Origin of the sequence: Streptomyces sp. G7(2002) (assembly GCF_028870195.1) — a bacterium.
GTDB classification, from domain to species: Bacteria; Actinomycetota; Actinomycetes; order Streptomycetales; family Streptomycetaceae; genus Streptomyces; species Streptomyces nigrescens.
The window spans coordinates 1,426,831-1,453,395 of the sequence record NZ_CP102609.1; the positions used below are offsets into that span (position 1 = coordinate 1,426,831).

Here is a 26,565-nt window from a genome sequence, read left to right on the forward strand (position 1 = left end):
AGTTTTGACATTGCATCAGGCAGGCACCCAAAACCGAACCGGACCCACTGGTAAGGGTTGCCTTGCCTAAGCTCGGCGCCTAATGTTCAGGCCGTTCGCCGGTCAGCCACCGCATCAGCCGCCTCCGGGCGGCCGCTCAGTCCTGCCTGTTACGGATCCGCAGCGCCCCGCCCCCACGGCTTCCGGCAGAGGCGCTTCCCCTGTCTCACGACGGAAACGGACTCTCGCCATGAGCACGGCAGCCGCACCTGTCCGCACGCTCGATGACCGCACCGCGAGCGAACTCCGCCTGACCGCAGAGAAGATACTCACCGAGTTCGGCACGTCGACCGCAACTCCCCGCCTCCTGGTGGAGGTTGTGCAGGCGGCCGCCGGGTTAGGTGACACCCTCCGGCAACACTGCCGGCCCGTCGACACCGCCGACGGCCTGTTCGTCCTGCGGGGCCTCGATGTCGACGACGACGCCATCGGGCCGACACCCTCCAGCTGGGCCACCGCCGACGGCTGCGGGGCCGCCTTCGACCTCCAACTGCTGCTGCTCGCCTCGGTGATGGGCAACCCCCTCGCGTGGGAGGGCCAGCAGGACGGCCGGTTCATCCACAACATCGTCCCCGCGGCCGGGCGCGAGAGTGAGCAGACCGGAGCCAGCAGCACCGTGCTCCTCAGCCCGCACACCGAGGACGCCTTCCACCCCGGCCGCGCACATCTGCTGATGCTCGGCTGTATGCGCAACCCCGACGGCATCGCCACCACCGCCGCCAGCATCCGCAAGGCCCGGCTCACCGACGAGGACATCGGTCTCCTCTCGCGTCCGGTGGTGCCGATCCTTCCCGATGACGCGTACGCCGAGGCACAGGGCTACGCCGCACAGGCGCCGCCCGCGGTGCCCACGCTGTTCGCGGCCGAGGAGGGACCGACCCTGCGCTTCGACCCGGCATACAGACCGCTCGACGAGGCGGACGAGCCCTACCGGTCGGCCTACGGACGGCTCACCGCCGAACTCGCCCGCGTCTCCGTCGCGGTGAGCCTCTCCCCCGGCGAGGTCCTGGTCGCCGACAACGACCTGGTCGTGCACGGGCGGGTGCCCTTCCAGGCCCGCTACGACGGCAGCGACCGGTGGCTCAAGCGTGCCTCCGTGCGCGTTCCCGGGCGCCGCAGCCGCCCCCTGGCCGAAGCCCGTGAGCACGGCTACGGTCAGGCCGCCCTCGAAGCCCACACCAGCTGACAGCTCGTCCACGGAACGGAGGCACCACCCGATGACCGACACCTCGATCACCGCCCCCGCCGACCCCCCGATATCCGGCGACGACCAGCACCTGCGGATCCTGTCCACCACCGATCTGGCCGGGATGGACATCTCCCTGGCCGATGTGGTGGCCACCGTGGAGGGCGCCTACCGCACCCTGCACGCCGGACGGTCCGACAACCCCCGCAAACTGACCGTCAAGCCACCGGACGGGCACTCGGTCTCCTACGCGATGCTGGGCCGGGACGGCTCCCGTGATGTCGTCGCGATCAAGACCTCCTACAAGCACGGCCTGGACAAGGGCCGTGCCGAGCAGCACTACTACACCTCCCTCACGCTCTACGACGACCGCACCGGGCTGCCGGTGGCGCTCATGGACTGTTCCCGGATCGGGTCACTGCGTACGCCGGCCGTCTCCGCGCTGCTGGCCCGCGAATGCGCGGCGCCCGGCGCCCGCAGCGCGCTGGTCATCGGCACCGGAACCCAGGGCCGCCTGGCCCTGCCGTTCCTGCTGACCACCCTGCCGGACCTGGACCGGCTGATGCTGTCCGGCACCCACCCCGAGGGCATCGCCGCGGTCCGCGAGCAGTTGCGCGACCACTTTCCCGACCGGGATGTCGAGGTCGTCGACGATCTGCGGGCCGCCGCCGCGGACGCCGATGTCCTCGTCGCCACCGCCGGCTCCCACACGCCCGCCGCCGTCGAGGCCGACTGGCTCAAGCCCGGCGCACTGTCCGTCCTCGTCGGCCACGGCCTCGCCCCCTCGACGCTCCACCGGGCCGACCGGGTCATCGCCACGAGCGAGGCACAGATGCACATCACCGGCCTCGACATGGCCGACGCGGACGGCGAACTCCCGGCCGTGGACGCCGAGTTCCCGCCCGTTCTCGCCGGCAGCGCCGCCGGCCGCCGCTCGGACACGGAGCGGATCTTCGCGTACAACAGCGGCCTGGTCGTCACCGACATCGCCCTCGGCCACCGCTTCGCGCAGCTCGCGCTGGCGCAGGGCCTGGGGACCGAGGTCCCGCTGTGGCGGTGAGCGGCGCGTCCTCCTGGCCGACGCTGCCCGCCCTGCCCGACCCCGCCACCCGCGCCGTGCTGGGCAGCGGGCTGCTGGAGGAACTCTCCTACGCCCTCGGCGGCCCGTTCCACTTCCTGTTGCCCGACGCGTTCGACAGCAACCTCCGGGCCATGCGGTCCGTGCTGGAGGGAGCGGGGGTGGACGGGTTCGTGTACTTCGCGAAGAAGGCCAACAAGGCCACCGTGTGGAGCGAACGCTGCTCAGCGAACGGTGCGGGGGTCGATGTTGCCTCGGCCGGTGAGCTGCGCGACGCCCTCGGAGGCGGGGTGCCCGGGGAACACCTCGTCGTCACCGGTCCGGCGAAGGACGGCGCCCTGCTGCGGCTGGCGGTGCGGCAGGGCGCGCTGGTCGCCGTGGACGCGCTCGATGAACTCGACGCGGTCCTCGCCACGGGGCCGGCCGGCACCGCTCGTCCGGCCCGGCTGCTGCTGCGCTGTCTGCCGCCCGGCCAGCCGCACAGCCGCTTCGGCATGAACGACGCCGAACTGGACACCGCGCTGGACCGCTGTGTGCGGGCGGGGGACGCGGTGCGGATGGAAGGCTTCAGCTTCCATCTGTCCGGATACGCCGTACAGCCGCGCGCCGACCTGGCCGGAGCCCTGCTCGACCGGTGCCTCAAGGCCCGTGCTCTGGGGCTGGCGGCCGACCGGATCAGCATCGGCGGCGGCCTGCCGGTCAGCTACACCGACGCCGAGAGCTGGTACGCCTTCCTCGCAGAGCAGCACAGCGGTCACTACCACGCCGGCAAGTCGTTCACCGCCGGTGACTTCTACCCGTACCACTCCCCCACCGCCGAACTCGGAGCACTCCGGGTGCTGCTCGGCGCGCGTCCCGAAGGGCACCGCCGGAGCCTGGCCGAGCTGCTCAAGGGATCCGGTGTCACGCTGTTGATGGAGCCCGGCCGTGCCCTGCTGGACAAGGCGGGTGCGACCGTGTTCCGGATCCAGGGGGTGAAGGACCGCGCGGGCTACCAGCTGCTGACCGTCGACGGCACCAGCCTGAGCCTGTCCGAGCAGTGGTTCAACAGCGAGTACCTGCCCGATCCCTGCCTGCTGTCCCGCGCCCCGGACGTCCCCGCCGGCACCTATCCGGCCTGCGTCGGGGCGGCCACCTGCCTGGAGTCGGACCTGCTCACCTGGCGGAAGATCCCCTTCCCGCGCCGTCCTCGCACAGGCGACCTCCTGGTCTACCCCAACACCGCCGGCTACCAGATGGACTCCAACGAGTCGTCCTTCCACGACCTGCCCCTGCCACCCAAGGTCGTCATCGACCACACCGAACGCCCGCGTCCCCGCTGGCGGCTGGACCGGCGGCCGCACTGACCCCGGGCCCGCGCCCGTACGCCCCTTCCCAGGAGAGTTCGATGCCCGGAGCACTTCAGCGCCCCAGCGTGGTCTCCCGAATATCCGACCTCATCGGCCACACCCCGCTACTGGAACTCGCCGTCTCCGAAACCGGCAGCCGTCTGCTGCTGAAGCTGGAGATGTTCAACCCCACCGGCACGGCGAAGATCCGGATGGCCCGCCAGATGATTCTCGATGCCGAGGCACGCGGCGCACTGCGCCCCGGCGGCCGCATCATCGAGTCGACCTCCGGCAACACCGGACTCGGGCTCGCCGTCATCGCCGCCGAACGCGGCTACACCTTCACCGCCGTCGTCGACCACCACGCCTGTGCGGACAAACTGCGCGCCATGAAGGCCCTGGGCACCGAACTCGTCCACGTCAGGAACGACGGTACGGAAGAACTCGCCACCGCCGCACGGGAAGAGCTCGCCGAGGACCTGGCCCGCAGCCAGGACAACACCGTCTTCACCGAGCAGCACAACAACCCCAGCAACGGCGTCGGCTACTTCCCCGTCGCCCACGAACTGAACGAGGCCCTCGACGGCCGGCTCCATGTCCTCATCGGCGCGGTCGGCACAGGGGGCGCCCTCTGCGGCACCGCCCGCGAACTGCGCACCCTCATACCGTCGTTCCGCACCATCGGTGTCGAACCCAAGGGGTCGATCGCGTTCGGCGGGCCCGCCCACGACTACTACCAGTCCGGCACCGGCACCCCCGAGGGAGCGGAGATCGGGGCCCTGGTCGACTTCGACCTCATCGACGAAGGGGTCAAGGTCGGCGACGTCGAGGCGTTCGCGACCTGTCGCGCCGTCGCCCGCACCGGGCTGCTGATCGGCGGCTCCGCAGGCGGAGTCGTCCACGTGGCCCTGTCCCGGCTGGCCTCGCTGCCGCCCGGCACCACCATGGTCGCCCTCATCAATGACGGCGGCGAGAAGTACCTGGACACCGTCTTCAACGACGAGTGGATGCGCGCCCGTGGTCTCCTCGCCCCCACAACGGAGCGAGAGATCGAAGAGCTCCTCACCAAGCTCCGGAGGAACCGATAGCCGCCATGCTGACCACTCTCCTCCGCGACAGCCGCGCCCTGGCCGCGCTCGCCGTCCCCCTCATCCTCACTCAGCTCGCCCAGGTCGCCCTGACCACCACCGACACCGTGATGATGGGTCTGCTCGGCACCGAGGAACTCGCCGCCGGCGGCCTGGCCCTCGTCATCTTCAACCAGCTGCGCACCATGGGCGTCGGTCTGCTCACCTCCGTCGGCAACCAGATCGCCGCCGCGGCGGCCCGCCTCGAACGCACGGAAGACGCGGCCGAGCCCGGGGAAGGAGGGAAGACGGGGGAAAGGGAAGCGGCGCACGCGGAGATCCGCGGGATCGTCTGCGCAAGCATGGTTCTCGCCACGCTCGCCGGCCTCGCCGGAGCCGTGCTCATGCTCCTGATCGGACAGGCCCTGATCTGGCTCGGTCAGGACGCGGCCGTCGTCGAACGCACCCGGGCGATGCTGCTCGCCCTGGCCCCCGGACTGCTGCCCTGCCTGTGGTTCCAGGCCATCCGCCAGTTCACCGTCGGTATGCGCCGCCCCCAGGCCCTGCTGCAGATCACCCTCGCCTCCATAGCCGTCAACGCCGGTCTGAACTGGGCTTTCCTCCACGGCACATGGGGACTGCCCCGGCTGGGCCTGACCGGCATCGGCGTCGCCACGTCCACTGTCTACCTCCTCTCCTGTCTCGCCCTCTATCTCTCGGCGAAGAAGGACGCTCAACTGGCGCCCCTGCTCAGCCTCAACGCGGCCAAAGCCGATATGGCCACCTTCCTACGGCTCGTCGGCCTCGGTGTGCCGATCGCTGCGACCTACGGCTCCGAAGCCGGGTTCTTCTCGCTCACCGCGCTGATGGCCGGCTCCTTCGGCCCCGCCGCCCTGGCCGCGCACACCGCCGTCAACCAGCTCGTCTACATCGTCTTCCAGGTCGCCGTCGGCCTCTCCCACGCCGCCTCGATAAACGTCAGCCGCGAACTCGCCCTCGGCCGTACCGACGACGCACGCCGCCTCAAGAACACCGCGCTGGCCTGCGCGGCAGCCGTCATGACCCTCGTCGGTATCGCCTACCTGTCCATGCCCCGGGTCGTCCTTTTCCCCTTCCTCGATTCCGGCTCCGACCAGGCCCTCGGCATCGCCACCCACCTGCTCATGGTCACCGCCGTCCTCCAGTTCTTCGACTGCGCGCAGAACATCGGCGTCGGACTCCTGCGGGGACTCGACGACACCAAGAGCGGCTTCCGCATCACCCTCATCGGCTACTGGGCCGTCGGACTCCCCACGTCCTGGCTCCTCGCCTACGCTCTGGACCTCGCCACCCTCGGCATCTGGCTCGGCCTGCTCACCGGCCTGGCGACGACTGCCCTGCTCCTCCAGCGCCGCTACAACCACCAACTGGCCGGCTACCGGAGCGAACCAGTCCCGGCCTGATCACCGCCCACCGCATGACGGAGCTGTCAGGTGGGGCACGCGGATGCGTACCCGGAACGGCGCATCCCGGTCATGGCTGGTGCCACACCGGGATGTGCCGTGACAGACCGGTCCGGTCAGTCGATGAGGGCGAGCTCCGGCTCGTCCGCCGGCTTGGACGCCGGCTGGACCGTCGGCTCGACCGTCGCCGTGTCGGTCTTGCGCCGTCCGAGCACTCCCGACAGTCCGATGAGCAGGCCGATCGCCGAGAGGACGGTGATCGTGAGCAGCGCCGGAGTGAAGCCCGCGAGCAGGGCGTCGGGGCCGGTCCTGCCTTCACCTCCGGCGGTGAGGACGGCCGTGACGATGGCGAGTCCGATCGCGCCGCCGACCTGCGTGGAGGTGTTCAGCAGGCCGCCGGCCAGGCCCTGTTCGTGGTCCGGGATGCCGGCGGTGGCCTGGATGTTGAAGGACGCGAAGGCCAGGGTGAACCCGATGCCGAGCAGGATCATGCTGGGCAGCACACCGACGACGTAGGGGGCGTCCCGGTCGATGACGAGGAAGAGCACGTAGCCGATGAGATGAGCGATGACACCGCCCGCGATGGTGCGCGAGGTGCCGACCCGTTCGATCAGGGGATCCATCCGCGGCGAGCCGAAGGCCACGATCGCTGCGGCCGGAAGGAAGCCGAGCGCGGTCTGGAGCGCCGACCACTGCAGCACCGACTGGAAGTAGAGCATGACCACGAACTGGAAGCCGATGTAGCCGCCGAAGAACACGGATATGCCCAGGTTGGCCCGTGCCAGCGAGCCCGAGCGGAGGATGCCGAGACGGACCAGCGGATGCGCACTGCGGCGTTCGATCACGAGGAAGGCGAGCAGCAGCACCGCGGCGATGGCGAACTGGATGAGCGTGTTCGGAGCGGCCCAGCCGGCCTCCGGCGCTTCGACGACGGTGTAGACGAGCAGCAGCATCGCGCCGACCGAGGTGATCGCGCCGGGGATGTCATACCCGCCGGAGGAGCGGGGGCCGTCCTTGGGCAGCAGGCGGTTGGCTGCTATCCAGGCGATCACGGCGACCGGTACCGGCAGGAAGAACGTCCACCGCCAGCCGACCTGGGTCAGCAGGCCGGAGAGCACCAGACCGGCCGAGTAGCCACTGGCCCCGAAGACGGAGAAGACGCCCAGCGCCTTGTTGCGCGCCGGCCCTTCGGCAAACGTGGTGGTGACGATGGACAGCGCGGCAGGCGCGGTGAACGCCGCCGCCATGCCCTTGAGTATGCGGGTCGCGATGAGCAGGGTCCCGTCGTCGACCAGACCGCCGAGCACGGAGGCCGCGGCGAACACGGCCACCGCGGTCAGGAACACCCGGCGGCGGCCGAGCAGATCGGCGGCACGTCCGCCCAGCAGCAGCAGCCCGCCGTAGCTGAGGACATAGCCGCTGACGATCCACTGCAGCGCACTGGTGGACAGGCCCAGATCTGCCTGGATGGAGGGGAGGGCGACGCCCACCATCGAGACGTCGAGCGCGTCGAGGCCGATGACGAGGGAGACCGTGAGCAGGACTCCCCAGAGTTTGGCGTTCCACGTGGAGGTGGAGGCGGACAGGGGTGCGGAGGAAGTCATGCCGCGACTCTCACATGCACACGCATCGAATGCAAGCGCATTTAATCTTCGTGCATCAAATGCCGCCGCATGTTATCTTGGCTTCATGATGGGTGGCTCAGAGCAGGAACTGGTCGACGAGTGGCATGGACTCCTCTCCCTTCACGCCACCGTGCACAACGCTCTCGAGCAGGAGTTGCAGACGCAGCACGGCCTGAGTGTCAGCGAGTTCGAAGCCCTCGAACTCCTCACCTCCTCCGAACACGGCAAGTGCCGGGGCCAGGACCTCACCCAAGCGGTGCACCTGAGCCAGAGCGCCGCATCCCGCCTCGTCGCCCGGCTGGAACGAGGCGGCCTCGTCGAGCGGGTCATGTGCGACCTCGACCGCCGCGGCATCTTCGTCGTCCTCACCGACGAAGGCCACAAGCGCTACAGCGACGCGAAGCCGACCCACCGCTCCGTGCTGGCGCGGACCCTCCGCGGAGAGAGCTGACCGGTCCCCGCAGCAAGTCGATCGGTCGGTCAGCGTCCCTCGTCAGGGGGCTACGGCCGGACCGGGCCCTTCATGCCGCCGCTGTCATCGGCAAACAGGGGCAGGCGCGAGACAGCGCTGCCCGGTGCCGCCCGGTGCCGCTCAGCGCTTTGGCGCCAACGGCAGAGCAGAGCAAAGCAGGGCAACGGGGCTTGAGTTCAACCGTCGAGCTGCCGTCGGTCGCCTGTCGCCTGTCGCCTGTCGCCTGTCGCCTGTCGCCTGTCGCCTCGGCAGCGTCACACCGTGCCTCAACTCCCGCGATGACGAAGTGCTCCTGTTGGTGAAGGTGCCGCCAACAGGGGGATTGAGGTGCTGGTCGGCGACGGCAACCGGCGAAGGCGGCGACAAGCCCCCTCCCCCGTGACCGTCAGAAAAGCGCAGAAAACAGCGGGCCATATCGGAGTGCATGTTAGGTAAGCCTAAGCTAAGTTAGTCGCTGATCGCCTCTCCGTGAGGCGCCTCTGTCAAGGAGACTGACGCCACATGACCTCACTCGCCTACCGCATCCGCCGTACTGCCGCGATCGCCGTGAGCCTCGCCGCGGGCAGCACTCTCGCCCTGGCCGGCACCGCGACGGCGCACTCCGGCAAGACGTCGGGTCCGGCCGCTCAGTCCGCGCCGGTCGCCAAAGGCCTGTATCAGTCCGCGTACTCCGAGCGGAACCATGTCCTCTGGGCCACGTCCTCCGTGGGCCGGCCGCCGGTCACCAACTCCAGCCTGGTGAAGGTCGACCCGCGCACCCTGGAGGTCAAGGCGACGTACACGCCGCCGGTCACCAACCCGGAGACGGGAGCCGTCGAAGCGGTCTACGGCGTCGCCGTCGATGACGAGCACAACACCGTCTGGACGACGAACACCCGCGACAACTCCGTAGCCGTCTACAGCCAGCGCACCGGCAAGCACCTCGCCACGCTGCCCGGCGTCAAGCATGCCCGCGAGGTCGTCGTCGACGAGCGGCACAACCTCGCCTGGGCGAGCGGCTTCGGCGACGGCAGTGTCGTCGCCTTCGACACCCGTACCTACAAGGAGAAGAAGCGGGTCACGGTCGCGGGATCGAGCCCCGCGGGTCTCGCGGTCAACGAGCGGTCCGGTGCCGCCTACGCCACCGACCTCGCCAACGACCGGATCATCGAGATCGCGCCGCGCGCCAAGAGCCCGCGCCTGATCCCGACGGGTGACGGTCCCCTCTCGATAGCCCTGTCCAAGGACGGCCGCACCGCCTACTCCGCCGACCAGGCCGCCGGCACCGTCTCGGTGATCAACCTGCGCAAGAGGGCCGTCACCAAGACCGTGCCGACCGGTGCGGGCGCGCTGGCCGTCGCCGCCGACCCGCGCTCGGGCCGGGTCCTGGTCGCCAACCGCACCACGGCCACCGTCACGGTCGTCGCCCCCGGGAAGGGCGCCGTCGTCGACACCTTGGCCACCGGTGCCAACCCCAACCACGTCCAGGTGGCCCACGGCGCCGCGTTCGTGGTCGCCAAGTCCGGTTCCGGCCCCGAGGGCCAGGACGTCCTGCACCGTTTCCCCCTCGGGCGCTGACGCCCCGACCCCAGCGGCTCGGTCCGGAGCCGCACCGCGTCCCGCCCACCTCGCCCGAGCGCGGGCGCGGGCGGGTCCCGGCCCACCGGATGCCCGGCACCTGGGGCCTGAGGTCTGGGGTCTGGGGCCGCCAGATCCGTACAACCGGGCGGGCCTACCGCCGCCCCGATCGAACCGTCCGGTACCGACCACGTACCGCTCGCACACCGCACCTCCGACCGGAATGCCCTCCCCACATGACACATCGATACGCAATCCACCGCCCTCCGCGAAAACTTGCCCTGAGGGACCGGGCCGCTCCCGCCGGGTCCGTGATCCGGCCGACGGCCCGCCCGCAGCCCGGGGAGCCGCACCGCACACGGAGCACGTTCAGGTGAGCCGCACCGCTTCCGCCGCAGTCACGGCGCCCGCGGACGCCGCCGAGCCCGTGCCGTACACCGTCGACAGTCCTCGTCTCACCCGGCTCACCCGCCGGCTCGAACAGGCCGGTACCGGCGAACACAGCGCGCTGACCGCCGAGTTCTGGACCAGGGTCGAGCGGGAGGGGACTCCGCTCATCGAGCCCCTCGACGACGACCCCGGCCACCGGGCGGTGACCTTCCTGTGGCGCGGCCACCGCGCCACCCGTCAGGTTCTGCTGCTCACCAACGGGCTCACCGACCCCGACGGTTCACTCCTCACGCCCTTACCCGGCACGGAGATCTGGTACCTGACCCGCCGTCTGCGGGCCGACCACCGGGGCTCCTACCGCCTGGTCGCCGACATCTCACCCGGCCCCCTGCCCGGCGCGGAGGAACCCCTGCGCGCCCGCTTGCGAGGGCTGGCCGCCCATGCGGCGCCCGATCCGCACAACCGGATGCCGCTGCCCGGCCGTGGACGGTCGGCCGGCAGTTCGCTCTTCGAGCTGCCGTTATCCCCGCCTCAACCCTGGCGAGAGCCCCGCCCGGACGCCCCCCGTGGCACCGTGGAGCAGCACCGCAGCCCTGGAGCCGCCCTTGGTGACCAGCACGTCACCTGGGTCTACCGGTCGCCGGCCGGCACAGCGGCCGGCCCCCTGGATGTCCTCGTACTGCCCGACGGGGAGCTGTGGTTCGGCGCGCTCGGTCTGGCCCCTACGCTCGACGCGCTCCTCGCCGAACGGCGCATTCCGCCGCTGCTGGTGCTCGCACCCGATACGTCCGGGCCGGCCGCCTGGTGGCACGTGCACGACACCCACGAGGGCTACGCCGACTTCCTCGCCGACGAGTTACTGCCCTGGGCGGCCACACGCTGGCCGGTCACCGCGGACCCCCGTCGCACCGTCGTGGCCGGACAGAGCCTCGGCGGCACCGCCGCGGTGCACACCTGCCTGCGCCGGCCCGAGCGGTTCGGCAGCGCCCTGGCCCAGTCCCCCGCGCCCCGGCCGGCCGCGGTCCGACCTCCTGGCACCCGGCCTCCTGGCACCCGGCCCCCTGCTGCCCGCCCACGGCGTGATCGGCTCCCCGGCACCCCCGGGGCCGCCCACGGCGAGCCGTCCTGGCCGCCGCAGTGGTTCGCCCCGCCCCACGGGGACGGCGTCCGTATCCACCTCGACGTCGCCCGGCAAGACGGCACGAGAGTGCCGGGCCCCGCTCTCCATGACCTCCTGGACCGCTGCGGTCACACCGTCACCTGGCAGGAGTTCAACGGCGGCCCCGACTACGCCTGTTGGCGCGGCGGACTGGCCGACGGCCTGATCTCCCTGCTCGGAAGCTGAACGGGGTACCACAACGGGGTACCCCGGGGCGGGGGCGTGGGCCGGCGACCGGCCCGTGACGACCTCCGGGCGGTGGTCTGGGCGGCGACCGCCCCCGTGACGCCCCCGAACCGGCCCGGTGTCGGCGGGTCGAGCGCCGGGGAGCGCCGGGAAGCACCCCCGAGCCTGAAGTAAGGTAACCCTAAGTCATCCGTCCAATTGTCCGGAGTGCCTTCCATGCCCGTGCCGCCGCAGGACGCCCCGAACCGCCCGCCCCGACTGGCGCGCCCCGAGGCGCTGCCGTGGCTCCCGGAGCCGGGATTTGCGCTTCCCTCGCCGGACGGGGTCGAGGATTTCTGGGCCGATGTACGCCGCCGTGGCACCCCGCTCGTCGCTCCCGATCCCGCGGGCCACGCCGATCACGCCGCGGTGACGTTCCTGTGGCGCGGTGACGCCCGGACCCGCGCCGTCCAGGTGCTGCCTAACAAGCTGGCCGACCCACGGAACCCCCAGGGCAATCTCATGGCCCGCGCCCCCGGCACCGACATCTGGCACTGGACGGTCCGCCTGCGCCACGACTGGCGCGGCACCTACGACCTCTTCGTCGACGAGGGTGACGGGCCCGGACCGGACAGCCCCGACTACTGGCGCCTGCTGCGCAACCAGGGCCGTGCCGATCCGTACAACGCCCGTCGGCTGCCGCGGCGTTGGGGCGGCGCCCCGGTCTCCTACGCCGAACTGCCCGGGGCTCCGGACGCGGTGGACTGGGCGCCCCGGCCGGGCGTCCCCCGCGGCACCGTCAGCGAACACCAGGTGCCCAGCGGACACCTCGGCAGCGACCGCCGGGTCTGGCTGTACCAACCGGCGGGCGGGGCGCGGGAGACGGCGGAGCTGCCCGTTCTGGTACTGCTCGACGGGGAACACTGGCAGCCCCGGCTCGGTGTCGCGCACCTCTTGGACAACCTCATCGCCGACGGCCGCATTCCGCCGCTCGCCGCCGTCCTGCCGGATTCCGTCGACGCCGGCACCCGGTGGGCGGAGCTGAGCTGCCGTCCGGAGTTCGTCGCCTTCCTCACGGACGAGTTGCTGCCCTGGGTGGCCGGGCGACTGCCGGTCACCGGCGACCCCGCCCGCACCGTGATCGCCGGGCAGAGTCTGGGCGGACTCACCGCGGCCTACGCGGCGTACTCGGCACCGCACCGCTTCGGGAACGCGCTGGCCCAGTCGGGTTCGTTCTGGTGGCCCGACGGCCCGCAGGCCGAGTGGCTGACCGGCGCTCTCGCGGCCGCGCCACGGCTGCCCGTGCGCTTCTGGCTCTCCTTCGGTGAGCAGGAGTGGGTGGCCCTTCCCGCCGCCCGGCGGCTGCGCGAAACCCTCACCGCCGCCGGCTACGACGACGCCGTCTACCGTGAGTTCAACGGCGGCCACGACTACCTGTGCTGGCGCACCGAACTGGCCGACGGCCTGGTGGGCCTGCTGTCCCCCGGCGGAGCCGCCTCGCGCACCGCGCAGGCCGCCGCATAGCCCGCCGGGACCGGAGGTCCATGAGCGCCCAGGCCGGGCTCCGGGCGGGCAGCGGTCCGGTGCCCGCCCGGAGCGTACGCAGGGACGCCTCCGAGATGCCCGCACCGGTGGCCTTCAGGCAGGCCGCCTTGCGGGTCCAGCAGCGGGCGGAGACGGCCGGGCGGAGACGGCCGGGCGAAGGCGGCCGGGCGAAAGCGGCCGGGCGGTACACCGGCGGCAGGGCCGCCAACTCGGCCTGCTCCAGGGTGTGCAGGGACGCCGCCGCGTCCGGACCATCCCGGCCCCCGGGGGACCCGCTCGATGTCCGCGCCGACCGGCCGGGCGGCGGCGAAGGCGAGCAGGGCCGGCCCGCCCGAGTGGGAGAGGGAGAAGTGCAGCTCCTCGCCGGGCGAGCCGGCCACGGCGGGGCGGCCGTGCGGGCCGCCGCAGCCCGGGCAGGGCAGGGCAGGCCAGCCGGGTCAGCGGCACGTGGGCCGCCGCCATGCCGAGACAACTGCCCAGCAGCCGGCGCGGCGCCGTGTGCGCGGCGGCGTACAGCGCACGCTCGGCGGCCACCGCAGCGCCGCCACCCGGGCCCGCTCCCCCTCGTCCAGTACGGACACGTCGAGCGGTGCGCCCGCTTCGGGCGCCGGTACGAGCCACAGCAGCGGCCCCGATGACAGCTCCGCCGGATCCGGCGGCGGCCCGGAGCGCGGCCACCGCCGTACCGCCAGCGCCGTACCACCGCCGCGCCGTTCACGGCCGGTCCGCCGCCACCAGCCGGGTGCACGCGTCGTGCGGGGCCGGGCCGAAGCGGGCGGTCCAGCCCTCCGGGGTCTCCCGCCAGGCCGGCCACAGGGAAAGGTGCCCCTGGGGGTTCTCCAGGACCAGGTGGGTGGCGTGGCCGTCGGGCCCCGGGTCGAACGGCGCGGAGCGGGCGGTCATGCGTCGAGCTCCTTCAGCCGGGCCGCCAGGACGGCGGCGATCTCGTCGAGCTGACGGTCCTGCATCAACTGCGGGTGGGTGCAGTCCAGATCGCGGTTGGCGATCGTGCCGCTCACGTGCGGCCGCCATGCCTCGCGGGTGAGCCAGTCCTCGGCACGCGGTGCGGCGGCGGTGAAGAACAGCAGGTCGCCCCGGTAGGCGCGGTGGTGGTGGGCGCGCATCATCCGCGCGTGGTTGGGCACGATGTCGACGATCTTCGAGAGGGTGTGGTCGGTGAGACCGGCGAGCGGGCTGCCCGCCCGGCGCAGGGTCGCCAGGACATCGTCCCGGGTGCGCTCGTCGGTGCGGTCGAAGCCGGCCATGCGCAGCACCGCGGTGAGCGCGTCGCCTTCCTCCGGCGCGGGCCGCTCCCGCCACTGCTCGGCCGGGAACGCGTCCAGCAGCGCGAGCAGTTCGACCGTCTCCCCGGCCTCCTGGAGCAGCACGGCGACGGTGTGCGCGAGGATGCCCCCGACGGACCAGCCCAGCAGCCGGTAGGGGCCGTGCGGTTGTACGGCGCGCAGGTGGCGCACATAGTCCGCGGCCTGCTCCGACAAGGCATGCGGCAGCGGCTCGTCGCCGACCAGACCGCGGGCCTGGATCCCGTACACCGGCTGGTCGGGTCCGAGGCGGGCGGCCAGGCCGGCGTAGCACCAGGCGAGGCCACCGGCGGGGTGGAACGCGAACAGTGCGGGCCGGTCGCCGGTGGTGCGCAGCGGCAGCACGACGTCCAGGGCGTCCTCGGACGCGGGGCCGGAGCTGTCGAGGCGGGCGGCCAGCGCGGCCGGGGTGGGCGCCTCGAAGAGCGAGCCGATCGTCAGCTCGCAGCCGAACGCGGCACGGATCCGCGCCACCAGCCGTACGGCGAGCAGGGAGGTGCCGCCCAGGTCGAAGAACGCGTCGTCCGGTCCGGTGTGTTCGAGGCCCAGCACCTCGGCGAAGAGCCGCGTCAGGGTCTCCTCACGGGGACCGGCCGGCCGCCGTGCGTCCCGGCCGCCGGTGAAGACCGGGGCGGGCAGGGCGCGGCGGTCCAGCTTGCCGTTGGGGCTCAGCGGCAGGGCGTCCAGGGCGAATACGGCGGCGGGCACCATGTGCTCCGGCAGTGTGCGGGCCAGCCCGGCGCGCACGGCCTCGGGAGCGACACCACCGGTGACATAGCCGACGAGCCGCTGCTCGCCGGCGCGGTCCTCGTGGACCAGGGCACAGGCACCGTCCACACCGTCCAGTGCCGTCAACGCCGCCTCGATCTCGCCGAGTTCGATGCGCTGGCCGCGCAGCTTCACCTGGTGGTCGGTGCGGCCGAGGTACTCGACCTCGCCCTTCTGCGTCCAGCGGGCGAGGTCGCCCGTGCGGTACATGCGGCCGCCGGGCGGTCCGAACGGGTCGGCGACGAACCGGGAGGCGGTGAGTCCGGGACGGTGCAGATAGCCCTCGGCGAGCTGCCGGCCGGCCAGGTACAGCTCGCCGGGGACGCCCGGCGGGCAGGGCTGGAGCGCCGCATCGAGCACATACAGCCGGGTGTTCCACACCGGCCGCCCGATGGGCACCGCACCGCTGCCGTCCGCCGCGCAGGCGTGGTGGGTGACATCGACGGCGGCCTCCGTCGGCCCGTAGAGGTTGTGCAGCTCGACGCCCGGCAGGGTGCGCGCGAAGGTGTGCGCGGTGTCGCGGGGCAGCGCCTCGCCGCTGCAGAAGACGCGGCGCAGCGAGCCGCATGCGGCGGCATCCGCCGCGGCCAGGAAGACCTGGAGCATCGACGGGACGAAGTGGCAGGTGGTGACGGCCTGTTCCCGGATGAGCCGGGCCAGGTAGTGGGGGTCCTTGTGGCCGCCGGGCTCGGCGACGACGAGCACCGCGCCCTCGCGCAGCGGCCAGAAGAACTCCCACACCGATACGTCGAACGACGAGGGGGTCTTCTGCAGCACCCGGTCGGCGGCCGTCAGCCGGTAGGTGTCCTGCATCCACCGCAGCCGGTTGTCGATCGCCCCGTGGGAGACCACGACGCCCTTGGGGCGCCCGGTCGAGCCGGAGGTGTAGATGACGTAGGCGGAATGCGCGGGGGTGAGCGCACGCCCCGGGTTGACCGGGAGGTAGCCGGCCAGATCGAGTCCGTCCAGGACGACGAGCGGTGTCCCGGTGTCCTGCGGCAGCCGGGTCGCGTGGTCGGTGACGGCGCACACCGGCGCGGCGTCGTCCAGCATGCCGGTGAGCCGCTGTGCCGGGTAGTCCGGGTCGAGCGGCAGATAGGCGGCACCGGACTTCAGCACGGCGAGCAGGGTGACGACCAGCTCCACCGAACGCGGCACCGAGACCGCCACCACGGCGCCGGGCCGGGCGCCGAGGGTCTGGAGGTGGCGGGCCAGCCGGTTGGCGCGGGAGTTGAGCTCCGCGTAGCTGAGTGAAGTGTCGCCGTGGACCAGTGCGGTGGCGGCGGGGGTGCGGACGGCGCGTGCCTCGATGGGGCCGATGAGAGTGGTCGGCGGGAGGTGCCGGTCCGTCCGGTTGAACTCGTCGACGACCAGGGCGCGTTCGGCCGGTGTGGCGATGCCGTGCGCGGCCAGCGGGGTGTGCGGGTCGGCGGTGACCAGCCGCTCCAGCAGGTGCAGGAACCGCTCCTGGTGGGCGGCGAGTCCGGCGTCCTCGTACAGGGCGGGATTGCCGTCGTGGTCGATGCGCAGACCGTGTCCGTCGGCGCGGTCGTAGACGTTGACGGTCAGGTCGTCGACTGGCCCGGCGGAGAGGTTCCGGGCGCGCGCGGGTGCGCCGGCGAACGCCACGCCGTAGTCGAAGGGCATGATGTTGACGAGCGGACCCACCAGGGCCCGGCCCTCCCCGAGCAGTCCCAGGTCGCGGCGGATGTCCTCGTAGCGGTAGCGCTGGTGGCGGCGGGCCCGGCGGATGCCGAGCACGACCTGCCGGACCAGTTCCGCGAAGGTCGCGTCGGCGGCGACGGTCAGCCGCAGCGGCAGGACGTTCATGACCATGCCGGGTACGCGCAGGGCGGCCGAGCCCATGCGGCCCATCATCGGCAGCCCGAGCACGACGTCGGACTGGGCGGTGGCGCGGGAGGTGTACAGGGCCTTGGCGGCGATCAGGACGTCGGGCCAGGTGGCGCGGAGCCGGGCGGCGAGTCCGTGGACGCCCTCGGTGGTCTCCAGCGGCAGAGAGGTGGTGCGGCGGCGGAACGTCCGTCCGGGCAGCGCGCCGCGGCCCGCGAGCCGCGGTGCCTCGGGCCGGTCGGCGAAGGCGCCGGACCAGTGGGCGCGGTCGGCGGTGAAGTCCGCCGAGGCGCGGTAGTCGTCGTCCTGACCGACCAGGTCGGCAAGGCGTCCGAAGGTCCGCGGGCCGGGCTCCTCGCCCCGGGCAAGGGCGGTGTACACCTCGGCGGTACGGCGCACCAGGAGCGAGTATCCGAAGCCGTCCATGACGAGGTGGTGGATGCACTGGTACCACAGCCACCGCTGTTCTCCGACGCGGAACAGGGCGTGCCGGAAGAGCGGACCGGCCGCCAGGTCGAAGGGCTCCGCGAGGTCGGCGTGCATCCACCGCCCGGCCGTCTCCTCCCCGTCGTCCGCGGTGCGCAGATCCCGTACGGTCAGCGGCGGTTCGACACCGTCCAGGACGTGCTGGCGCGGGCCGTCCGGGGTGTCCTCGATCCGGACGCGCAGCGCGTCGGCCTCGGCGGTCACCAGGCGCAGGGCGCGGGCGAAGAGGTCCGGGTCGAGCGCCCCGTCGATCTCCAGGCACTCCGCGGTGTTCTGGGCGGGGCTGAGCGGGTCGAGGGCCTGTGCGTACCACATGCCCGACTGTGCCGCGGTCAGCGGCAGTACGGCCTGCGGGGCGCCGGTTCCGGGCCCGGCGCCGCCGGTGAGGAGGACCGTCACGAGCCGGCTCCCAGCAGGGGTGCCCAGGCGTCGATGGCGGGGCGTTCGGCGAGGTCCACGAAGCCGACCTCGACGCCGTGTTCACGGCGCCAGCGCTCGACGAGCGCCATGATGCGGACGGAGTCCAGTCCGTAATCCACGAGGTTCTCGTCAAGCGGGATGTCGGTGGGGTCCTCGCCGAGGGAGTCGGCGACGTCCCGGCGGATCTGCTCCAGGGTGAGCGCCATGGCGGCTCAGGCCTCCTTGAAGAGGGCGTCGGTGGTGGTGACGACGGCACAGCGGCCGGCGGCCCAGCGCAGGGCCATGTCATGGTCCGCGCGCGAGAAGTCGGCGACGGCATCCGCGACGACGAACGCCTGGATGTCGCGCTGCCATGCGTCGCAGGCGCTCATCAGCACGCCGATGTGCGCGTACACACCGACGACGACGAGCTGGTCGCGGCCCGCGGCGCGCAGCAGTTCCTCCAGCTCGGTGCGGACGAACGCGCTGTACTTCCACTTGGTGAGAACGGTCTCCCCGGGCTGCGGCGCGACGGCCCCGGGCGTGGCGAGGGCCTGCGGGTCGTCCGCGACGCCGGGGCCCCAGAAGTCGAGCTGCAGACCGCGTTCCTCGGGCGTCTGGCCGCCGCGCTGGGCGGAGTGGACGACCGGCACGCCGAGGCGCCGGCATCGTTCCAGGATCCGTGCCGTGTTGTCGAGCATGCCGGTGACCGGCTGTTCGCCGGCCGGGAAAGCACCGAGGAAGTGGTTCTGCAGGTCGTGGACGAGCAGCACGGCGCGCGCGGGGTCCGCCGTCCAGGCGACGCGGTTCGCCGGCAGCTCGTCCCCGGCGGGCAGGGGGTAGGGGGCGATGGCGGGAAGTGCCATGGGTGGGCCTTTCAGTGCTGCTCTGTGGTGGCCGCGGCGGACCGCAGCCCCTTCTTGCTGACCTTGCCGATCCCGGTCTGCGGGAAGGCGTCGACGAACTCGACGAGGTCGGGGACCTTGTAGGCGGCGATACCGCGCGCACGGACGAAGCGTTTGAGGGCGACGGACTTCAGCGGCTCCGCGCCGGTGCGCAGGATGACGTAGGCGAGGGTGCGTTCGCCCAGGTACGCGTCGGGCACGGCGACGACGCAGACGTCGTGGACGGCGGGGTGGGCGAGGATGATGTTCTCGACCTCCTCCGGCGCGATCTTCTCGCCGCCCCGGTTGATCTGGTCCTTGGCCCGCCCCTCGACGACGAGGTGTCCGGTGGCGGTGCGGCGCACGATGTCGCCGGTGCGGTAGAAGCCGTCCTCGGTGAAGGCCGTCGCGTTGTGCTCCGGGGCGCGCCAGTAGCCGCGGATGGTGTACGGCCCCCGGGTGAGCAGATGGCCGAACCCGCCCTCCTCGACCTCGTGTCCGGCGTCGTCGACGATCCGGATCTCGTCGTCCGGGGAGATCGGCCGCCCCTGGGTGGTGACGACGGTCTCGGGGTCGTCGTCGAGCCGGGTGTAGTTGACCAGCCCTTCGGCCATCCCGAAGACCTGCTGGAGCCGGCAGTCCAGGGCGGGCGCCAGCCGCCGGGCCGCCTCCTGGCTGTACTTCGCACCGCCGACGAGCACGACATCCAGGCTCGACAGGTCGCACCGGGTCTCCGCGGCGGCCTCGGTCCATACGAGGGCGAGCGGCGGGACGAGCCCGGTCATCGTGATCCGTTCCCGCTCGATCAGCGGGAAGGCGGTCGCCGGGTCCGGTCCGGGGCACAGAACGGCCGTGCCTCCCGCGTACAGCACGCCGAGCCAACCGGGCGAGCTCATCGGGAAGTTGTGCGCGGCCGACAGCACCACGAGGAACCGCGTGCCGGCGTCGACGCCGCAGATCTCGTTGGAGCCCCATACCGAGTAGAGGTAGTCGTCGTGGGTGCGGGGAATGAGCTTCGGCACGCCCGTCGTGCCGCCCGACAGCTGGAGGAACGCCAGCTCGTGCGGCTCGGGGCCGTCGGGTGTGCCGGCCGGGTCGCACGGGACGTCGGACAGCGCGGTGTGCTCGCCCGGGTCGCCGGCGACGAAGACGTGCCGCAGGCTCGGTGTGGCCGCCTTGACCTTCGTGGCCAGGGCACGGTGGTCGAAGCCGCCATGGGTGTCGGGGATGACGTACGCGGTGGCCTCGGCGAAGGAGCAGAAGTAGCCGATCTCCGTCTCCCGGTGCGCGGGCAGCGCGAAAACGGGCAGTGCGCCGATCCGGAAGAGCGCGAAGACCACCTCGATGAACGCACCCGTGTTGGGCAGCTGCACCACGACCCGGTCGCCCTTGGCGATCCCGCGTGCCGCGAACCCGGCGGCCAGCCGGTCGGCGCGCTCGTCGAGCTCCCGGTAGGTCCAGGTGCGGCGGCCGGGGGCCGGATCGATGAGGGCGGTCCGGTCGGGGTGGGCGGCGGCGCGCTCACGCAGCATGCCGCCGAACGTCTCCCCGCGCCAGTACCCCGCGGCGCGATAGCGCTCGGCGAACTCCGCGGGCCAGGTGGGGGCGTCGAGCCCCGGCGTGGTGGCGAGGGCGGGGGCGTCGGCGCTCACAGCGAGGCTCCTACGGCACTCAGGAAGGTACGGAACTTCGCTCCGGTCTCGGCGGTCTCGGCCTGCGGCGAGGAGGCGGCCACCACACCGGCGCCCGCGAACAGCCGCAGCGTGCGGCCCTCGGCCTCGGCGCAGCGGATCGTCACCACCCATTCGCCGTTGCCGTCCGCGTCCTGCCAGCCGACCATGCCGGTGTACGGGCCGCGGTCGAAGGGCTCGGACTCGGCGATCACGGAACGGGCCACGTCGGTCGGGGTGCCGCACACGGCGGGCGTCGGGTGCAGCGCGGACGCCAGCTCCAGGGCGGAGACGGCCGGGTCGGCCAGCTCGCCGGTGACGGTGGTCGACAGATGCCACATGGCGGCGGTGCGCACCAGCGTGGGCCGCGCGGGCACCTCCAGCCCCGTGGAGTACGGCGCGAGCGCCTCGCGTACGGCGTCGACGACGACGGCGTGCTCGTGCAGGTCCTTCGCCGACTCCAGGAGGGCGGCCGCGCGCCGCACGTCCTCGGCCAGGTCGGCGCTGCGCGGCGCGGAACCGGCCAGCGGGTTGGCGACGAGCCTGCCGTTCCGGCGGGCCACGAGCAGTTCGGGGCTGGCGCCGATCAGGGTGCGGCCGGCGCCGCTGGGCACGGCGAAGGTGTAGCCGGCCGGGTCGCGGCGCGCCAGGCGGCGCAGCATCGCGGTCAGGTCCGGCTCCCGCTGTGCCGTCAGCTCCAGCGTCCGGGCGAGCACGACCTTGTCGAACTCTCCGGCCCGCATCCGGGTGACCGCGGCGGCGACCGCCGCCGCGTACCGCTCGGCCGACGGCACCTCGCGCAGCTGCCAGTCGGTGTCCTCGGCGGGCGCCACGGGCAGGGCGATGAGGGGGTCCTCGTGCAGGGGCGGCGCCCAGCGCACGGAGTCCGGGACAGCGAGTGCGTGCGGGGCGTCAGCGGCGAAGGGCAGCGAGCCGACGACGACCGGCCCGGGATCGCCCGCGCGCCGGCGCGCGTCGAGGGTGTCGCGCACCCGCCGGGTCAACGGCCGGGTGTCGTGGGGTATTTCGGCCGCGGTGCCGTGGGCGAGCAGGGTGTGCCGGGGCGAGGCGAGAAAGCGGTCGGCGCCGGGGCGGTAGGCGTCGAGCAGAGCGGTCGCGGCACCGGGGGCGAGCAGGGGAAGAGTGGGGTCCGGGGGCGGTGCGGTGGGTTCGCACAACGAGGCAGACATGGGCGTCTCCAAGGGAAAGGTCACGAGCCGAAGTCGCAGGAGAGGGCGGGCACTTGCCCGGTTCAGGCACGCAGCGTCGCGCCGCCGTCGACGTACAGGTCGTGCATGGTGATGTGGCGGGCGCGGTCGGAGACCAGGAAGACGACGGCCTCGGCGATGTCGGCCGGGTCGGCGATCCGGCCGAGCGGGATGCCGGTGCGGTGCGTCGCGAGGTCGCCCGCGATGACGCGCTGCGCGGCCGCCGCCTCGCTCTCCGCGTCGGAGGCGGTCCACAGGGCGCGCTGCATATCGGTGAGGGTCGACCCCGGCGAGACGGTGTTGCAGCGGACGCCGCGTCCGGCCACCTCCAGACCCAGGCACTTGGTGAACATCACCGCCGCCGCCTTCGACGCCGCGTAGGCGGACATCCCCGCACGGGGCACACCGGCCGCGTTGGAGGCCACGGTGACGATGCTGCCGGAGCCACGTCCGGTCATACGGCGGGCCGCGGCCCGCGAGACGTGCAGGACACCATTGGCGTTGACGGAGAAGGTGGCCGCCCAGTCCTCGTCGGTGAGGTCCTCGACGGACGAACTCCGCAGGATTCCGGCGACGTTGACCGCGATGTCCAGCGGCCCGAGGGAGTCCTCGGCCTCGGCGACGAGGGCCTCGACGGCGGCCGCGTCCGTGACGTCGAGAAAGCGGGCCGTGAGGTGGCCGGGGTGCTCCTGGGCGAGTTTCCCGACGCCCTCGGGAGCCAGGTCGGTGGCGATGACGCGGGCGCCGTGCGCGACGAGGGCCCGGGCCACCGCCTCGCCGATGCCCCGACCCGCCCCCGTCACGAGGGCCAGCCGTCCCTCGAGTTCCAGGCCGGTGGCGCTCACTTGACCATGGCCTTCCGGATGTCGCCGAGCACCGAGACGGCGGCCTCGGCGCCGCCCAGGCTCGTCCACTTCGAGCCGTCGATCATGGTCGCGTGCTGGTCGCGCACGGCCTTCAGCTGCCGGTAGGCGGGCTTGGTGGCCAGCTTGTCCAGGAGGCCGGCGTCCGGGCCGCCGGTGGAGAGGGTGCCGATGAACAGCCAGTCGCCGTCGATCTCGCGGAGGTTCTCGTCGCTGAGCGGCGTCGAGTGGCCCTGCCCCGGCTTGTTCTGGACACCGGGCCGCTTGAAGCCCAGGTCCTTCAGGACGTCGCTGATGAACACGCCCTGCTGCATGACGGCCGTGCCCTTGGCCGAGTAGCGGGCCACGGACACGCTCGTGCCGGCCCGCTCACCGAGGTCCTTCTTCAGCGCGGCGGCCTTGGTGTCGTATCCGGCGAGGAACTTCTTGGCCTCGTTGCTCTTCCCCAGTGCCTTGCCGGTGAGTTCGAGGGACTTCTTCCAGCCCTTGGTGCGGTCGATGGTGACCACGGTCGGGGCGATCCGCCGCAGTTGCTTGAGGACCTGTGCGTCGGCCGTCTGCCCGGCGAGAATGACGTCAGGTCTGGACCGTACGACCTTCTCGATGTCCGGGCCGGCGACCGCGCCCACGACCGGTATGCCCTTCGCCCGGTCCGCGAGATAGCCGGGGGCGCCGTGCTGGCCGCGGCCGGCGGTCAGCCCGACCGGCTTGACGCCGAGGGCGAGCGCCGAGTCCAGGTCCATCTCGCTGAGCGCCACGACGCGTTCGGGCGCGGCCGGCACCTTCACCTCCGTGCCTGTCGCGTCGGTGATCCGCGTGACCTTGCCCGCCGGTCCGTCCGCGCCCGCGTCGTGCTCGGGCGATCCGCACGCGGTCGCGGTCAGGGCACAGGCGGCGAGAAATGTGGCCGCGGCGGGGCGGGAGAAATGGCGGGAAGAGGCTTGCAACATGGCCTGAGATCTCCGTTGTTCGTAGAGAGAGCGAATCCGTCAAATACGCGGATTTTCCGGTCACCCCAGGAAAATCCGCATGGCGAATAGGGCTTTTTCGGCATGAGAGCACCAAGCCCGCAGCGCGTAGCTTAGGTTAGGCTAACCATATGCCAATCACCAAGGGAGACCGGCCGAAAGCGGAACGTGTCCGTCCGCGCTCGCGGTCGCCGTTCCGGTCCCGCACCGCCGTCTGGGCGGCCGCCGGGCTCGTCGCCGTTCTGCTGGGGTTCGTCCTGCTCTCGCTCCTCATCGGCACCGGATCCAGCTCCGCCGCCCGCGCCTGGGAGTATCTGCGCGGCGATCCCTCCGCGCGCGCCGACGCCCAACTGCGGCTCGCGGTACTGGAGGTGCGGCTGCCGCGTACGCTCGCCGCCGTGCTCGTCGGCGTCTGCCTCGGCACGGCCGGCTGTCTGCTGCAGGCCGCGACCCGCAACCCGCTCGCCGAAACCGGACTGCTCGGCGTCAACTCGGGTGCGGCCTTCGCCGTCGTCCTCGGACTGACCTTCTTCGGCGCGACGTCCTCGTCCGCGCTGCTGTTGTGGGCCCTGGTGGGCGGTATGGCCGCGAGCGCGGTCGTCCTGCTGTTCGCCGCGTCGGGACGTACCGCCGGCTCGCCGCTGCGGCTCGTCCTCGCCGGATCGGCGCTCGGCGCCACCTTCCACGGCATGACGTCCTATGTGCTGCTCGGCACCCAATCGACCTACGACACCTACCGCTACTGGACGATCGGCTCCCTCGCCGGAGTCGAGACGTCCGATCTCCTGCCCCTGCTGCCGGTGGTGGCCGTCGGCCTGCTCATCGCGCTCGGCTGCGCCCGCCCCCTGTCGGCCCTCGGCCTCGGCGACGACAGCGCCCGCTCGCTCGGCCACCGTCCCGGCCGGGTCCGCCTCCTCGTCGCCGCGGCCGTCTCGCTGCTGGCGGGCTGCGCGGTCGCGGTGGCCGGTCCCATCGCCTTCCTCGGACTGCTCGCCCCCTATGCCGCCCGCGCCCTGGCCGGGGCCCGGATGGCGGCCCAGCTCGTGCTGTCCGCGCTGATCGCGGCCGATGTCATGATCCTCGCCGACATCCTCGCCCGGATCGTCATCCGGCCCTGGGAGACACCGGTCAGCGTGCTGCTCGCCTTCGTGGGCGGACCGTTGCTCGTCTGGATCGCCCGCTCGTCCCGCCTGTCCACGGCAGGAGCCGCGGCATGACGGCCTCCGGCACCCACCCCGCCCTCACCCCGCCGGACAGCACGGTGCTGCGCGCCGGCACCCTGTCTTGGCTCTTCCCGCGCCGCAGCGCCCTCGTCGCAGCGTTCCTCGTTCCGCTGATCCTCCTTCTCATCACCCTTGCGACCATGGCGAGTTCGACCGGAATGCCGCTGTCGCAGACCCTCTCCGGGCTGCTGGGCACCGGCGATCCCGGGACCGTCATGATCGTGCGGGAATTCCGGCTGCCCCGCGTGGGCGTCGGCATCATGGTCGGCGCCGCCCTGGGCATCGCCGGCTGTCTCACCCAGACCCTCGCCGGCAACCGGCTCGCCACGCCCGACCTCATCGGGGTCAACGAGGGCGCCACCGCGGCCGTCGTGGCCTCGGCCGCCGGGTCGGCGACCGGGATGGTCGGCGGCTGGTGGCTCGGCCCGCTCGGCGCCGTCGCCGCCGCCGTCCTGGTGGTGCTCTGCGCGGGTGGTGCGGGCAGCCGCGGCTACCGCCTCCTGGTGGTCGGCATCGGCGTCTCCACGTTCATCGGGGCGGTGAGCGACCTGATCATGTCGCGGGAGAACGACAACACCGCGGGCGGGGTGTTCCTGTGGGCCGTGGGCAGCCTCAACGGCCGTGACGGGAGCGTGGGGACACCGCTGCTGACCGCCCTGCTGTTCCTGGTACCGCTCGCCCTCATGGCCGGGCACCGGCTGCAACTGCTGCGCTTCGACGACGACATGGCCGCCTGCCTCGGCGTCGACCTGCGTCGGGTGCGGGCCGTCGCCCTCGCCCTCGCCGTCGCCCTCGCCGGAATCGCGGTCGGCGTCGGCGGGCCCATCGCCTTCGTCGCCCTCGCCGCCCCGATCCTCGCCCAGCGGCTCAGCGGCCCCACCCGCGTCCCCGTCCTCGGCTCCGCGCTGACCGGCGCCGCCCTCATCGCCGCGGCCGACGCGCTGGGCCGCGTCGCCGCGCCCGTCGAACTCCCCGTCGGCGTCGTCACCAGCGTCCTCGGCGGACCCTTCCTCCTCTGGGTCCTGCTCCGCTCGGACCGGACCACCGGAAAGGCATGACCAGCATGACCGCAACTCCCGGGCTCGCCGTGCGTGCGCTGCGGGCCGGCTACTCCGGCCGCACCGTCGTCGAGGGAGCCGAGTTCGCCCTACCCGCCGGGCAGGTCGCCGCGATCGTCGGACCCAACGGCTGTGGCAAATCCACTCTGCTGCGGACCATCGCCCGGCTCCACCGCCCGGAGTCCGGCGAGGTCCACGCCGACGGCGCCGACATATGGCGGCTCAGCCGGCGCCAGGCCGCCCGCCGTATCGCCCTGCTGCCCCAGTCCCCGCGCGCCCCCGAAGCCGTCACGGTCGCCGGGCTCGTCCGCTACGGCCGCCACCCCCACCAGGGCCTGCTGCGACAGTGGTCGCGCGAGGACGAGCACGCCGTACGCGAGGCGCTGGAGGCCACCGGCACCACCGGGCTCGCGGCCGAACGCCTCGACCGGCTCTCCGGCGGCCAGCGCCAGCGCTGCTGGCTCGCGATGGTGCTCGCCCAGCAGACCCCCGTGGTGCTGCTCGACGAACCCACCAGCGCCCTCGACCTCGGCCATGTCGTCGATGTCCTCGAACTCGTCCGCGAGGTCGCCGCCGCCGGCCGCACCGTCGTCATGGTGCAGCACGACCTGGCCGCCGCCGCCCGCTACGCCGACACCCTCATCGCGATGAAGGCCGGCCGCATCATCGCCCACGGCGAGCCCCGCGACACGGTCGACGAGGCCCTGGTCAAGGACCTCTACGCACTGGACGCCGACATCCTGCGGGCCCCCGGCGACGCCTCACCGGTCGTCGTTCCCCGCACCCGCAACCACACCGGAACCTGACTACAC

At 72.5% G+C, this 26,565-nt stretch carries 21 protein-coding genes; 12 read left to right on the forward strand and 9 right to left on the reverse strand.

Going from position 1 to position 26,565, the window contains the following annotated elements:
- The first annotated feature begins 229 nt into the window (after positions 1 to 229).
- Genes NUT86_RS05705 through NUT86_RS05725 form a run of 5 tightly spaced genes read left to right on the forward strand, consistent with a single transcriptional unit; the run spans position 230 to position 6,140 of the window.
- Complete coding sequence (locus tag NUT86_RS05705; protein ID WP_274733852.1) at positions 230 to 1,225, forward strand: TauD/TfdA family dioxygenase; 996 nt, start codon at positions 230 to 232, stop codon at positions 1,223 to 1,225.
- A 31-nt stretch (positions 1,226 to 1,256) separates the two neighbouring features.
- On the forward strand, positions 1,257 to 2,285 hold the full coding sequence (locus NUT86_RS05710; RefSeq protein ID WP_148587946.1) for an ornithine cyclodeaminase family protein: 1,029 nt from the start codon (positions 1,257 to 1,259) through the stop codon (positions 2,283 to 2,285).
- Entirely contained in the window at positions 2,276 to 3,649 is a 1,374-nt protein-coding gene (locus tag NUT86_RS05715; protein WP_274733854.1) for a Y4yA family PLP-dependent enzyme, read from the forward strand. Before NUT86_RS05710 ends, NUT86_RS05715 begins: the two co-directional genes overlap by 10 nt.
- 41 nt (positions 3,650 to 3,690) lie before the next feature.
- Positions 3,691 to 4,719 (forward strand): cysteine synthase family protein, encoded by a 1,029-nt coding sequence (locus NUT86_RS05720; protein WP_274733856.1) that lies wholly within the window; start codon positions 3,691 to 3,693, stop codon positions 4,717 to 4,719.
- 5 nt (positions 4,720 to 4,724) lie between these two features.
- Positions 4,725 to 6,140, forward strand: a complete 1,416-nt coding sequence (locus NUT86_RS05725; RefSeq protein ID WP_274733858.1) for an MATE family efflux transporter — start codon at positions 4,725 to 4,727, stop codon at positions 6,138 to 6,140.
- Positions 6,141 to 6,256: 116 nt separating this feature from the next.
- Here the strand turns inward: NUT86_RS05725 and NUT86_RS05730 are convergent, their stop codons facing one another.
- Positions 6,257 to 7,744, reverse strand: a complete 1,488-nt coding sequence (locus tag NUT86_RS05730; protein WP_018091636.1) for an MFS transporter — start codon at positions 7,742 to 7,744, stop codon at positions 6,257 to 6,259.
- An 85-nt stretch (positions 7,745 to 7,829) separates the two neighbouring features.
- Between NUT86_RS05730 and NUT86_RS05735 the strand changes: the two genes are divergently transcribed.
- The 4 genes from NUT86_RS05735 to fes all read left to right on the forward strand — a co-directional run bounded on the left by NUT86_RS05735 (position 7,830) and on the right by fes (position 13,032).
- The gene (locus NUT86_RS05735) at positions 7,830 to 8,216 is read left to right on the forward strand and encodes a MarR family winged helix-turn-helix transcriptional regulator (RefSeq protein ID WP_274733862.1); all 387 of its coding nucleotides are present in this window, start codon (positions 7,830 to 7,832) and stop codon (positions 8,214 to 8,216) included.
- 522 nt (positions 8,217 to 8,738) lie between these two features.
- Positions 8,739 to 9,794, forward strand: a complete 1,056-nt coding sequence (locus NUT86_RS05740; protein WP_274733864.1) for a YncE family protein — start codon at positions 8,739 to 8,741, stop codon at positions 9,792 to 9,794.
- A 373-nt stretch (positions 9,795 to 10,167) separates the two neighbouring features.
- Positions 10,168 to 11,529: an enterochelin esterase domain-containing protein gene (locus NUT86_RS05745; protein ID WP_274733866.1), complete on the forward strand. Its 1,362-nt coding sequence runs from the start codon at positions 10,168 to 10,170 to the stop codon at positions 11,527 to 11,529.
- Between the two features lie 216 nt (positions 11,530 to 11,745).
- Positions 11,746 to 13,032 (forward strand): enterochelin esterase, encoded by a 1,287-nt coding sequence (gene fes / locus NUT86_RS05750; protein ID WP_274733868.1) that lies wholly within the window; start codon positions 11,746 to 11,748, stop codon positions 13,030 to 13,032.
- A gap of 735 nt (positions 13,033 to 13,767) precedes the next feature.
- On the opposite strand, the gene NUT86_RS05755 is transcribed toward fes, so the two are convergent.
- The 8 genes from NUT86_RS05755 to NUT86_RS05790 all read right to left on the reverse strand — a co-directional run bounded on the left by NUT86_RS05755 (position 13,768) and on the right by NUT86_RS05790 (position 23,454).
- Positions 13,768 to 13,956: an MbtH family protein gene (locus tag NUT86_RS05755; protein ID WP_262037480.1), complete on the reverse strand. Its 189-nt coding sequence runs from the start codon at positions 13,954 to 13,956 to the stop codon at positions 13,768 to 13,770.
- Positions 13,953 to 17,879, reverse strand: a complete 3,927-nt coding sequence (locus tag NUT86_RS05760; protein ID WP_274733871.1) for an amino acid adenylation domain-containing protein — start codon at positions 17,877 to 17,879, stop codon at positions 13,953 to 13,955. Before NUT86_RS05760 ends, NUT86_RS05755 begins: the two co-directional genes overlap by 4 nt.
- Complete coding sequence (locus NUT86_RS05765; protein WP_018091629.1) at positions 17,876 to 18,106, reverse strand: phosphopantetheine-binding protein; 231 nt, start codon at positions 18,104 to 18,106, stop codon at positions 17,876 to 17,878. The genes NUT86_RS05760 and NUT86_RS05765 overlap by 4 nt, the downstream gene beginning before the upstream one ends.
- A 6-nt stretch (positions 18,107 to 18,112) precedes the next feature.
- A complete protein-coding gene (locus NUT86_RS05770) occupies positions 18,113 to 18,745 on the reverse strand; it encodes an isochorismatase family protein (protein ID WP_093639898.1) in 633 nt (210 codons plus the stop codon).
- Positions 18,746 to 18,756: 11 nt separating this feature from the next.
- The gene (locus tag NUT86_RS05775; RefSeq protein ID WP_274733875.1) at positions 18,757 to 20,415 is read right to left on the reverse strand and encodes a (2,3-dihydroxybenzoyl)adenylate synthase; all 1,659 of its coding nucleotides are present in this window, start codon (positions 20,413 to 20,415) and stop codon (positions 18,757 to 18,759) included.
- Positions 20,412 to 21,623, reverse strand: a complete 1,212-nt coding sequence (locus NUT86_RS05780; protein WP_274733877.1) for an isochorismate synthase — start codon at positions 21,621 to 21,623, stop codon at positions 20,412 to 20,414. Before NUT86_RS05780 ends, NUT86_RS05775 begins: the two co-directional genes overlap by 4 nt.
- Positions 21,624 to 21,685: 62 nt before the next feature.
- Entirely contained in the window at positions 21,686 to 22,486 is an 801-nt protein-coding gene (locus NUT86_RS05785; protein WP_159490832.1) for a 2,3-dihydro-2,3-dihydroxybenzoate dehydrogenase, read from the reverse strand.
- Positions 22,483 to 23,454 carry an ABC transporter substrate-binding protein gene (locus NUT86_RS05790; RefSeq protein WP_274733881.1) on the reverse strand — a complete coding sequence of 324 codons (972 nt, stop codon included), beginning with the start codon at positions 23,452 to 23,454 and terminating at the stop codon, positions 22,483 to 22,485. Before NUT86_RS05790 ends, NUT86_RS05785 begins: the two co-directional genes overlap by 4 nt.
- A gap of 149 nt (positions 23,455 to 23,603) precedes the next feature.
- On the opposite strand from NUT86_RS05790, the gene NUT86_RS05795 reads away from it, so the two are divergent.
- From NUT86_RS05795 to NUT86_RS05805, 3 genes are read left to right on the forward strand one after another with little or no spacing between them, the layout of a single operon-like run.
- Positions 23,604 to 24,689, forward strand: a complete 1,086-nt coding sequence (locus tag NUT86_RS05795; protein ID WP_274733884.1) for a FecCD family ABC transporter permease — start codon at positions 23,604 to 23,606, stop codon at positions 24,687 to 24,689.
- Positions 24,686 to 25,753, forward strand: coding sequence for a FecCD family ABC transporter permease (locus NUT86_RS05800; RefSeq protein WP_274733886.1), 1,068 nt, complete (start codon positions 24,686 to 24,688; stop codon positions 25,751 to 25,753). Before NUT86_RS05795 ends, NUT86_RS05800 begins: the two co-directional genes overlap by 4 nt.
- Positions 25,750 to 26,559, forward strand: coding sequence for an ABC transporter ATP-binding protein (locus tag NUT86_RS05805; protein WP_159490828.1), 810 nt, complete (start codon positions 25,750 to 25,752; stop codon positions 26,557 to 26,559). Before NUT86_RS05800 ends, NUT86_RS05805 begins: the two co-directional genes overlap by 4 nt.
- Positions 26,560 to 26,565 lie beyond the last annotated feature (6 nt).